The sequence below is a fragment of the Lysinibacillus sp. FSL K6-3209 genome, from assembly GCF_037976175.1.
Classification (GTDB): Bacteria; Bacillota; Bacilli; order Bacillales_A; family Planococcaceae; genus Lysinibacillus; species Lysinibacillus sphaericus_D.
Map to the genome: position 1 here is coordinate 1 of NZ_CP150264.1, position 12096 is coordinate 12096.

General features: G+C 39.3%; 7 protein-coding genes, 2 tRNA genes and 1 rRNA gene. All 10 read left to right on the forward strand.

Features of this window, described 5'->3' with window-relative positions:
* The 10 genes from dnaA (at position 1) to MHH88_RS00050 (ending at position 12058) form a co-directional block, all read left to right on the forward strand.
* Positions 1-1350: a chromosomal replication initiator protein DnaA gene (dnaA, locus tag MHH88_RS00005; protein ID WP_069514019.1), complete on the forward strand. Its 1350-nt coding sequence runs from the start codon at positions 1-3 to the stop codon at positions 1348-1350.
* 168 nt (positions 1351-1518) lie between these two features.
* Complete coding sequence (dnaN, locus tag MHH88_RS00010; RefSeq protein WP_024364627.1) at positions 1519-2655, forward strand: DNA polymerase III subunit beta; 1137 nt, start codon at positions 1519-1521, stop codon at positions 2653-2655.
* Between the two features lie 173 nt (positions 2656-2828).
* Positions 2829-3053, forward strand: a complete 225-nt coding sequence (gene yaaA, locus MHH88_RS00015) for a S4 domain-containing protein YaaA (protein ID WP_024364626.1) — start codon at positions 2829-2831, stop codon at positions 3051-3053.
* Between the two features lie 3 nt (positions 3054-3056).
* The gene (gene recF / locus MHH88_RS00020) at positions 3057-4172 is read left to right on the forward strand and encodes a DNA replication/repair protein RecF (RefSeq protein WP_069514016.1); all 1116 of its coding nucleotides are present in this window, start codon (positions 3057-3059) and stop codon (positions 4170-4172) included.
* 91 nt (positions 4173-4263) lie between these two features.
* Complete coding sequence (gene gyrB / locus MHH88_RS00025) at positions 4264-6198, forward strand: DNA topoisomerase (ATP-hydrolyzing) subunit B (RefSeq protein WP_069514013.1); 1935 nt, start codon at positions 4264-4266, stop codon at positions 6196-6198.
* A gap of 25 nt (positions 6199-6223) precedes the next feature.
* The gene (gene gyrA, locus MHH88_RS00030) at positions 6224-8692 is read left to right on the forward strand and encodes a DNA gyrase subunit A (RefSeq protein ID WP_069514010.1); all 2469 of its coding nucleotides are present in this window, start codon (positions 6224-6226) and stop codon (positions 8690-8692) included.
* 146 nt (positions 8693-8838) lie between these two features.
* Positions 8839-9927, forward strand: a complete 1089-nt coding sequence (locus MHH88_RS00035; RefSeq protein WP_069514007.1) for an HD-GYP domain-containing protein — start codon at positions 8839-8841, stop codon at positions 9925-9927.
* 317 nt (positions 9928-10244) lie between these two features.
* Positions 10245-11796: ribosomal RNA gene (locus MHH88_RS00040) — 16S ribosomal RNA — on the forward strand.
* Between the two features lie 96 nt (positions 11797-11892).
* A tRNA-Ile gene (locus tag MHH88_RS00045) sits at positions 11893-11969 on the forward strand.
* A gap of 13 nt (positions 11970-11982) precedes the next feature.
* A tRNA-Ala gene (locus MHH88_RS00050) sits at positions 11983-12058 on the forward strand.
* Positions 12059-12096: the final 38 nt, after the last annotated feature.

The following is a 12096-nucleotide window of genomic DNA, read 5'->3' on the forward strand; positions in this document are numbered from 1 at the left end:
TTGGAACATTTAGAAGAATTATGGAATAATGTCCTGGCTCAAGTTGAACAAAAAATTTCTAAACCAAGCTTCGAAACGTGGCTAAAGTCTACTAAATTACTTTCTTACAATGGAAGTGGTTCAACCGTGACAATAGCGGCGCCAAATTCGTTTGCTCGAGACTGGCTTGAAAATCATTATATTCATTTGATTACAGGTATATTAACGGAGCTAACAGGCGAAGACTTGCTTATTAAATTTGTTGTTCAAAAAAACCAGGATTCGGACGATTTTGACTTACCAGCGCCGATTATCCAAGCAAAAAATAACGACCATCATGATATTTCACCAGGGATGTTAAATCCGAAATATACATTTGATACGTTTGTTATTGGCTCTGGAAACCGCTTCGCACATGCTGCATCGTTAGCTGTTGCTGAAGCCCCTGCAAAGGCTTATAACCCATTCTTTATATATGGGGGCGTAGGGCTTGGCAAAACGCATTTAATGCACGCAATTGGCCATTATGTGTTAGAACATAATCCAAACGCAAAAGTCGTGTACTTATCATCAGAAAAGTTTACAAATGAATTTATTAACTCTATTCGCGATAATAAAGCACTCGATTTTCGCAACAAATACCGTAATGTAGATGTGCTGCTAATTGATGATATTCAATTCCTTGCTGGAAAAGAATCGACTCAAGAAGAATTTTTCCATACTTTTAACACATTGCACGAGGAATCAAAACAAATTGTCATATCAAGTGACCGTCCACCTAAGGAAATACCTACTTTAGAGGATCGCTTACGTTCTCGATTTGAGTGGGGGCTAATTACAGATATAGCTCCACCTGATTTAGAAACGCGTATCGCTATTCTACGAAAAAAAGCAAAAGCGGACGGTTTGGATGTACCAAACGAAGTCATGCTCTATATTGCGAACCAGATTGACTCCAATATCCGGGAGCTTGAAGGTGCGCTTATTCGTGTCGTAGCTTACTCTTCGTTAGTAAACAAGGATATTACAGCTACATTAGCCGCTGAAGCATTAAAAGATATCATTCCTAATACAAAACCTAGAACTGTGACAATTTTAGACATTCAAAATGCAGTAGGAGAGCACTTTAATATTCGTTTAGAAGATTTTTCAGCTAAAAAACGAACTAAGCTAATCGCCTTTCCTCGACAAATTGCGATGTTTTTATCACGCGAATTAACAGATTTCTCGCTGCCGAAAATTGGCGAAGAGTTTGGTGGTCGTGACCATACTACTGTTATCCATGCTCATGAAAAAATATCTTCTTTGTTGAAAAATGACGTTCAACTACAACAAGATATTAAACAAATTCGTAGCATGCTAGGGAAATAATCTTGTGGACAACTCTAATTTTTAAACACAAACTTATACACAGTCTATCTACATGTGGATAGACTGATTTTATTCACCTAGAAGCACTTATCCACAAATCCACAGGGCCTATTACTATATCTTTTTATATTTAATAAATAAATAATATAAATATGTGAGGGAAAACAAATGAAATTTGATATTTTACGTGACCGTTTACTAGAAGGTTTAAATGATGTCATGAAAGCCGTAAGTTCGAAAACAACGATTCCGATATTAACGGGGATTAAAATTGATGTAACAAACGAAGGAATTCGTCTAACTGGTAGTGATGCAGATATTACAATTCAAACATTTATCCCAGTAGAAGAAGATGGGCAACAAATTATTCACATTGCGGAAACTGGTTCAATCGTTGTACAAGCACGTATGTTCAATGAAATTGTTCGTAAATTGCCGACAAACGAGGTTGAAATTCAAGTAACAACAGGTTTCCAAACGCATATTCGTTCAGGGAAATCAGAATTCCATTTAATTGGCTCTGATGCTGCTGAATATCCTTTATTACCAGAATTAACAGAGGATCAAAAATTTACTATTCCTGCTGACTTACTAAAATCAATTATCCGTGAAACAGTATTCGCAGTGGCAACTTCTGAAAGCAGACCCGTGTTGACAGGTGTAAACTGGCAGATTAAAAACGAAACATTAATCTGTGTTGCAACAGATAGCCACCGCTTAGCAAGACGTAAAGTACAGCTAGAAGATTTACCTGAAGTTGAACATAGTGTAGTCATTCCTGGTAAAAGTTTAAATGAGTTAAATAAGGTGTTAGAAGATTCTACAAATCTTGTCCAAATTGTTATTACAAGTCAGCAAGTATTATTTAAAACAGGAGATGTATTATTCTTCTCTCGTTTACTTGAAGGGAACTACCCTGATACATCACGTTTAATTCCAGAAGAATATCAAACAAATGTAACGATTAACGGTAAAGCTTTATTACAAGCAATTGATCGTGCATCACTTGTCGCACGAGGAGATCGTAATAATGTTGTGCGCTTCGAAATTTTAGATAGTCAAGCGGTTGAAGTTTCATCGAATTCTCCGGAGATAGGTAAAGTACAAGAAGAAATACCTGTGGAAGCATTAGAAGGGGATAACTTAAAAATTTCCTTTAGCGCTAAATACATGATGGAAGCATTAAAAGCAATTGATGGTCAAGATGTGGTTATTCAATTCACTGGTGCGATGAGACCATTTATTTTACGCTCTGTTCATGATGATGCAATTCTGCAACTAATTTTACCAGTTCGCACATATTAATCGCCCGATTTCTATTAGTTGTATTTTATAGAATAAATTGGATTTTAAGTTATGTTTACTTACTTTGATAAACTTTGGGATAGTCGCTCATTGCGGCTATCTTTTTTTACTTATGAAGCATTTTTAGGTATGATAGAGAGATAGACATTCTGTATTTGGAGGGTAACACAGCTATGAAAGACATTGAAATCGATGTAGAGTTTGTCACGTTAGGACAACTTTTAAAAATGACTGATGCCATTAGCTCAGGCGGTATGGCAAAATGGTTTTTACACGAAAATGATGTTTACGTAAATGGCGAGGTAGATGATCGCCGTGGTCGCAAATTACGTAACGGAGATGTTGTAAATATACCTGGATGTGGCCGGTTCCGAATTGTTGGACCCACTGGACAATAAATTATGCATATTGAGCAGTTAAAACTTACAAATTACCGCAACTATGATGCGTTAACGTTAAAATTCTCTCCAAAAATAAATGTATTTATTGGTGAAAATGCCCAAGGGAAAACAAATGTGATGGAATCCATCTACGTATTAGCGATGGCTAAATCACATCGCACGACGAACGATAAAGAATTGATACGTTGGGATTCAGACTATGGTAAAATAGAAGGGGCCGTTCAAAAAAGGCACGGTATTTTACCAATAGAGCTTACCATTACGAAAAAGGGCAAAAAGGGTAAAATTAATCATATTGAACAAAGCCGTCTTAGTCATTATATTGGTCAAATGAATGTGGTTATGTTTGCGCCAGAAGATTTAAATGTTGTTAAGGGAAGCCCGCAAATACGACGACGTTTTATTGATATGGAGATTGGGCAAATTTCGCCCGTCTACTTACATGATTTATTAACCTTTCAAAAGATTTTAAAACAACGCAATCATTATTTGAAAATGAATCAGGGTAAGATAATGACAAACGATGTGATGTATGATGTTTATAATGAGCAGTATATTCACGCAGCTACCCAAATTATTCGAAAAAGATTTCAATTTATGGATTTATTACAAGAGTGGGCAGAGCCGATTCATGCAGGAATTTCACAAGGTAAGGAAACTTTAATGATTAAATACCGCACTGTAGCAGGTATTGATAAAGGACAGACTGCTAGTGAAATGGAAGATCTATTACTTAAAAAGTTAGTAGAGGTAAAGAATCGTGAATTTGAGCGTGGTGTCACGATGGTTGGACCACATCGAGATGATTTACAATTTTTAGTGAATGGCTATGATGTGCAAACATATGGCTCACAAGGACAGCAGCGTACAACTGCTTTGTCATTAAAGCTCGCCGAAATTGAGTTAATTAAACAAGAAACAAATGAAACACCCATTCTACTTTTAGACGATGTATTGTCGGAACTCGATGATTATCGCCAATCGCATTTATTAAATACCATTCAAGGTGAAGTCCAAACCTTTGTAACGACTACAAGTGTTGATGGAATTCATCATGAGACGATGGAACATGCTCAGCTGTTCCACGTGAAACAAGGTGCGATTGAAGAAAGTTAGCCAGGGAGTTTTTTAGATTATAAAAGAATGGTAATAGTCAGCTCGGTTGACTGTTCATTCATTTACACACAAAGATGTTATGAAGGAGTAGATGGAAGCCGTGGCTATAGAAAACGAAGGTTTACAAGATCAAGCGTATGAAGCCGATCAAATACAGGTATTAGAAGGTTTAGAAGCGGTTCGTAAAAGACCGGGGATGTATATCGGTTCAACAAGCTCTAAAGGTCTTCACCATTTGGTATGGGAAATTGTTGATAATAGTATAGATGAAGCACTTGCAGGTTTTTGTACTGATATCTCAGTTACGATTGAAAAAGACAATTGGATTCGTGTAGAAGATAATGGTCGAGGAATTCCTGTCAGTATTCAAGAAAAGATGGGAAAACCAGCTGTCGAAGTCATTATGACAGTGCTCCATGCTGGTGGTAAATTCGGAGGTGGGGGCTATAAAGTATCAGGCGGTCTTCATGGTGTAGGGGCATCAGTAGTAAATGCTTTGTCAGTTGAGACAATTGTTCAAGTTCATCGCGAGGGACAAATCCACGAAATAAAATTTGAACGCGGTCAAACAACACAGGCATTAACTGTTATTGGTGAAACCGATCATAACGGAACAACTACTCGTTTCAAAGCAGATCCTGAAATTTTCAAAGAAACAACAGAATATGAATTCGATATTTTAGCACATCGTATTCGCGAATTAGCCTATTTGAATCGCGGTATTCGAATTACAATTGCAGATGAGCGTGAAGATGAGATACGTTCCACTACATATCATTATGAAGGTGGTATTCGTTCTTATGTAGAGCACTTGAACAAGTCTAAAGAGCCTATCCATGAGCCAATTGATGTTCTTGGCGAAAAGGACGGTATTTCTATTGAAATCGCCATGCAATATAATGCTGGTTTTTCATCGAATATTTTCTCGTTCGCAAATAACATCAATACGTATGAAGGTGGTACACATGAGTCAGGTTTTAAAACAGCACTTACTCGTGTTATCAATGATTACGCGCGTAAAAATGGCTTATTAAAAGAAGCGGATACGAACCTTACAGGTGAAGATGTTCGCGAAGGGTTAACGGCTATTATATCTATTAAGCACCCTGATCCTCAATTTGAGGGACAAACGAAAACTAAGCTTGGTAACTCCGAAGTAAGCCAAATTACGAATGCGTTATTCTCAGATGGTTTTGAACGTTTCATGTTAGAAAATCCAACTGTAGCACGTAAAATTATTGATAAAGGTTTAATGGCAGCTCGGGCACGTGTGGCAGCGAAAAAGGCGCGCGAATTTACACGCCGCAAATCAGCACTTGAAGTATCAAGCTTACCTGGTAAACTTGCTGACTGTTCTTCTACAAACCCAGCTGAATGTGAAATTTACATTGTAGAGGGTGACTCTGCCGGTGGTTCAGCGAAATCTGGACGTGACCGTCACTTCCAAGCGATTTTACCTTTACGTGGTAAAATTTTGAACGTTGAAAAAGCACGATTAGATAAAATATTATCTAATGCTGAAATTCGAGCAATGATTACAGCCTTCGGTACTGGTATTGGGGAAGAATTTAATTTAGAAAAAGCGCGTTATCATAAAATTATTATTATGACGGACGCCGACGTAGATGGAGCGCACATCCGTACGTTATTGTTAACATTCTTCTTCCGTTTCTTACGACCTCTAATAGATGCTGGTTATATTTATATTGCACAGCCACCACTTTATCAAGTGAAGCAAGGGAAGCATGTTGAATATTGCTATGATGATATTGCGCTACAAGAGATTTTAGAGCGATTGCCAAACATGCCTAAGCCTGTAGTTCAACGCTATAAAGGTCTTGGCGAAATGAATGCGGAGCAGCTGTGGGATACAACAATGGATCCAGAGCACCGCACATTATTGCAAGTGGAATTAGATGATGCAATTAAAGCGAACGAAGCTTTCGAACGCTTAATGGGCGATGAAGTAGAACCTCGTCGTCAATTTATCGAAGAAAATGCAGTATACGCTAATTTAGATATTTAATTTTTCTTGAGGGGAGGTCTACACTTTGTCAGAACAAGAACGCTCCGGTGTTAAAGGAGTTAATATAACAGAAGAAATTGAAACATCCTTCCTCGATTATGCAATGAGTGTAATCGTTTCGCGTGCATTACCAGATGTACGCGATGGATTAAAGCCAGTTCATCGTCGTATTTTATACGGCATGCAAGAGTTAGGGAATACAGCAGATAAAGCGTACAAAAAATCAGCACGTATCGTTGGGGATGTAATGGGTAAGTACCATCCACATGGTGACTCTTCTATTTACGATGCCATGGTACGTATGGCACAAGATTTTAGTTATCGTTACATGCTTGTTGATGGTCACGGAAACTTTGGTTCTGTTGATGGCGACGGAGCAGCTGCAATGCGTTATACAGAATCGCGTATGTCTCGTATTGCAATGGAAATGCTTCGAGATATTAATAAAAACACAATTGACTATACTGATAACTATGACGGCTCTGAAAAAGAACCAATCGTTTTACCAAGTCGTTATCCTAACTTATTAGTTAATGGTGCTGCTGGTATTGCCGTTGGTATGGCAACAAATATCCCGCCACATAATCTAGGGGAAACGATTGACGGAGTGTTAGCACTATCTGAAAATCCTGCAATTACTACTGAAGAATTGATGGAAATTATTCCAGGACCGGATTTCCCAACTGGCGGATTAATTTTAGGACGCAGTGGTATTCGCCGTGCCTATGAAACGGGCCGTGGTTCCATTATTATTCGAGCTAAAGTAGAAATTGAACAAAAATCAAACGGTAAAGAAACAATTCTTATTCATGAATTACCTTACCAAGTAAATAAGGCAAAATTAATTGAAAAGATTGCTGAGCTAGTTCGCGATAAAAAAATCGATGGCATTACCAATTTACGAGATGAATCTGACCGCCGTGGTATGCGTGTAGTTATTGAAATACGAAAAGATGCAAATGCAAATGTCGTGTTAAATAATCTTTATAAGCAAACAGCGATGCAATCAAGCTTTGGTGTTAATATGCTGTCGTTAGTAAATGGACAGCCAAAAGTAATGGGCATTAAAGAGATGCTGTATCATTATTTAGAGCATCAAAAAGTCATTATTCGCCGCCGTACTGAATTCGATTTAAAGAAAGCAGAAGACCGTGCTCATATTTTAGAGGGCTTACGAATTGCCCTAGATCATATTGATGAAATTATTGCGATTATCCGCGGTTCTCGTAGTGGTGAGGAAGCTAAACCGCAATTAATGGAACGGTTTAATTTATCTGAACGTCAAGCGCAAGCAATTTTAGATATGCGTTTAGTTCGTTTAAGTGGGTTAGAACGAGAAAAAATTGAAGCGGAATATCAAGAGTTACAAGTGCTAATTGCTGAATTAAAAGCAATCTTAGCTGATGAAGCTAAAATTGTTGAGATTATTCGCACTGAAATATTAGAACTGAAAGAGCGCTTCAATGATGCTCGTCGTACAGAGATTACATCTGGCGGTATGGAAATGATTGAGGATGAGGATTTAATTCCTGTAGAAAATTCAGTTGTTACGTTAACGCATAATGGTTATATTAAGCGCTTAGCTGCCAATACATATCGCAGTCAAAAGCGTGGTGGTCGTGGTGTACAAGGAATGGGAACCAATGAGGATGACTTCGTCGAGCACCTTATGAATACATCTACGCACGATACTATATTATTCTTCACGTCTAAGGGGAAAGTATTCCGTGCAAAAGGTTACGAAATTCCGGAGTACGGTCGCACGGCGAAAGGTTTACCAATCGTTAACTTACTGAATATCGATAAAGGTGAGAAAGTTACGGCAATGATTCGTGTTGATTCATTTGACAAGGATGCTTACTTTATCTTTACAACGAAAACAGGTATTTCAAAACGTACACCTGTATCTCAATTTGCAAATATCCGTACGAATGGCTTAATTGCTATTAGTTTAAGAGAAGATGATGATTTAATTGCTGTTCGTTTAACGGATGGTATGAAGCAAGTTATTATCGGAACGCGTGACGGTATGCTTGTTCGTTTCCAAGAGGATGATATCCGTTCAATGGGACGTACAGCAGGTGGCGTACGTGGTATTAAGCTACGAGAAGGCGATGAAGTAGTTGGTATGGAAATCGTCGAACCTGGACAAGAAATTTTAGTCGTTACCGAAAAAGGCTATGGTAAGCGTACAACTGAAGAGGAGTATCGTTTACAAAGTCGTGGTGGCGTTGGTTTAAAAACAATTCAAATTACCGATAAAAATGGTCCTATGGTGGCTGTTAAAACGGTTGATGGTTCTGAAGATTTAATGCTTATTACAATCAACGGAATGCTGATACGTATGGATGTAAATGATATCTCATTAATTGGTCGTAGCACGCAAGGCGTTCGTTTAATTCGTTTAGGGGATGACGAACTTGTTGCAACTGTTGCAAAAGTTGAAAAAGAAGACGAAGAGACCACTGATGAAAATGAGGAAATAGAAGAATAAAAAATAACCGATGACGACAGCGTTTGTTGCTGCTCATCGGTTTTTATTATATATCGTGAAAAATAAGTAATAATTTAGAAATTCGTGATAATATATAAATAGACCTTAGTTCAAGTAAGTGAAATAGTAAAGAGGTGTTTAATTTCGTGGAAACGGTACATGTCCCAATTTCAGAATTACGTATTGGAAAAGTTATTTCTGAAGATATTTTTGCTAATACACAATATCCAATAATTTTTAAAGATACAGTAGTATCGCATGAGCATTTACAAGTCTTTAGCGCATTTAATATTTCAAGAGCTCCTGTATATAAAGACAATTTAAAAGAAGTTTCAGTAGAGACTGAAAAAGACATAGATTTTGCTTTCCAACCAGAAGTTGTCCCAACGTTTAAAAGAGTTTACAGCAATTCTGTTGAACAATTTAAGAAAGAGTTTAAAAATTGGGAAGCTGGTGCGAAGGTAGATATTACAAAAGCACGTTCGATTATTTTGCCATTATTGGATATGGTTTTAGAAGATCGTACAATTATTTTTAACTTAAATGAATATTCGAATCCAAAAGATTATTTATACCATCATTGTGTAGGAACAGCACTGATTTCTTCTGTGATCGCTCAAAAATTAGGTTACGATAAAGGGTTAACCATTCAAATTGCAATTGGCGGTTTATTAGCAGATTGCGGTATGGCTAAAATTCACCCACGTATTCGTGATAAAAAAACCACTTTAACAGAACAAGAATTTTCAGAGATTCATAAACATCCTATATATAGTTATAACATGGTAAAGGATTTAACTATCCTAAAAGATACAATTAAAGAAGCAATTTTCCAACATCATGAGCGCTTAAACGGAAGTGGCTATCCTAAAGGCGAGAAAATCGCTAACATATCGGTCTTTGCGCAGATTATTGCAGTTGCTGATGTTTTTCATGCTATGACATGTGAGCGAGTTTATCGCTCTAAACAATCTTCGTTTAAAGTAATAGAAATGATAAATGAGTCTGAGTTTGGGAAATTTGATATTAAAGTAGTAAGAGCGTTGATTGACTTAGTGGCAGACTTACCAATTGGAACAATTATTGAACTTTCAAATCTAGAACGTGGTGAAGTAATGTTCGTAAACAGATATGCACCTACACGTCCTATTATTAAATTAAGCATTACAGGTGAAATTTTTGATTTAGGGAAAAATCGTACGTTTTATATTTCACGAATTATTACAAATGAATAGAGTAAATAAAGAACTAATAAGGCAGTCATAAAGTGTTGTGATTGCCTTATTAATCCGTTGTTCTACTAGAGTAAATACATGTAATCAAAAACTATTTATATTTTTTTAGATAAAGTGTTGACATAGTTTATGAATCTTGATATTATAAATGAGTCGCCAAGAGGTGACGCACTAAACGAAACAAAATGAACCTTGAAAACTGAACAAGCAAAACGTAATCAATATAGTTTTTACTAGCTAACTTCGTTAGTGAACGAAACAAAATTTTGGACATCAAAATTGATGCCAGCAAAACAATTTGAGCTAATCAAATTTCTTTTATGGAGAGTTTGATCCTGGCTCAGGACGAACGCTGGCGGCGTGCCTAATACATGCAAGTCGAGCGGACAGAGAAGGAGCTTGCTCCTTTGACGTTAGCGGCGGACGGGTGAGTAACACGTGGGCAACCTACCCTATAGTTTGGGATAACTCCGGGAAACCGGGGCTAATACCGAATAATCTATTGTCCCTCATGGGACAATACTGAAAGACGGTTTCGGCTGTCGCTATAGGATGGGCCCGCGGCGCATTAGCTAGTTGGTGAGGTAACGGCTCACCAAGGCGACGATGCGTAGCCGACCTGAGAGGGTGATCGGCCACACTGGGACTGAGACACGGCCCAGACTCCTACGGGAGGCAGCAGTAGGGAATCTTCCACAATGGGCGAAAGCCTGATGGAGCAACGCCGCGTGAGTGAAGAAGGATTTCGGTTCGTAAAACTCTGTTGTAAGGGAAGAACAAGTACAGTAGTAACTGGCTGTACCTTGACGGTACCTTATTAGAAAGCCACGGCTAACTACGTGCCAGCAGCCGCGGTAATACGTAGGTGGCAAGCGTTGTCCGGAATTATTGGGCGTAAAGCGCGCGCAGGTGGTTTCTTAAGTCTGATGTGAAAGCCCACGGCTCAACCGTGGAGGGTCATTGGAAACTGGGAGACTTGAGTGCAGAAGAGGATAGTGGAATTCCAAGTGTAGCGGTGAAATGCGTAGAGATTTGGAGGAACACCAGTGGCGAAGGCGACTATCTGGTCTGTAACTGACACTGAGGCGCGAAAGCGTGGGGAGCAAACAGGATTAGATACCCTGGTAGTCCACGCCGTAAACGATGAGTGCTAAGTGTTAGGGGGTTTCCGCCCCTTAGTGCTGCAGCTAACGCATTAAGCACTCCGCCTGGGGAGTACGGTCGCAAGACTGAAACTCAAAGGAATTGACGGGGGCCCGCACAAGCGGTGGAGCATGTGGTTTAATTCGAAGCAACGCGAAGAACCTTACCAGGTCTTGACATCCCGTTGACCACTGTAGAGATATGGTTTTCCCTTCGGGGACAACGGTGACAGGTGGTGCATGGTTGTCGTCAGCTCGTGTCGTGAGATGTTGGGTTAAGTCCCGCAACGAGCGCAACCCTTGATCTTAGTTGCCATCATTTAGTTGGGCACTCTAAGGTGACTGCCGGTGACAAACCGGAGGAAGGTGGGGATGACGTCAAATCATCATGCCCCTTATGACCTGGGCTACACACGTGCTACAATGGACGATACAAACGGTTGCCAACTCGCGAGAGGGAGCTAATCCGATAAAGTCGTTCTCAGTTCGGATTGTAGGCTGCAACTCGCCTACATGAAGCCGGAATCGCTAGTAATCGCGGATCAGCATGCCGCGGTGAATACGTTCCCGGGCCTTGTACACACCGCCCGTCACACCACGAGAGTTTGTAACACCCGAAGTCGGTGAGGTAACCTTTTGGAGCCAGCCGCCGAAGGTGGGATAGATGATTGGGGTGAAGTCGTAACAAGGTAGCCGTATCGGAAGGTGCGGCTGGATCACCTCCTTTCTAAGGATATTTTCGGAATACAAACCTTGGGTTTGTAAGATTACGTTTTGCGTTCAGTTTTGAAGGTTTATAACTAACTTTATAAAACTTCCAAGAGGGCCTATAGCTCAGCTGGTTAGAGCGCACGCCTGATAAGCGTGAGGTCGATGGTTCGAGTCCATTTAGGCCCACCATATATAACCTCTTGGGGCCTTAGCTCAGCTGGGAGAGCGCCTGCCTTGCACGCAGGAGGTCAGCGGTTCGATCCCGCTAGGCTCCACCAATTTTTATTTGTTCTTTGAAAAATGGATAAAACGACAT

Bases quoted from the DNA above. Each gene is read 5' to 3' on its own strand.
- yaaA (WP_024364626.1), top strand. From the start codon at position 2,829: ATGAAAGACATTGAAATCGATGTAGAGTTTGTCACGTTAGGACAACTT.
- dnaN (WP_024364627.1), top strand. From the start codon at position 1,519: ATGAAATTTGATATTTTACGTGACCGTTTACTAGAAGGTTTAAATGAT.
- recF (WP_069514016.1), top strand. From the start codon at position 3,057: ATGCATATTGAGCAGTTAAAACTTACAAATTACCGCAACTATGATGCG.
- gyrB (WP_069514013.1), top strand. From the start codon at position 4,264: ATGGAAGCCGTGGCTATAGAAAACGAAGGTTTACAAGATCAAGCGTAT.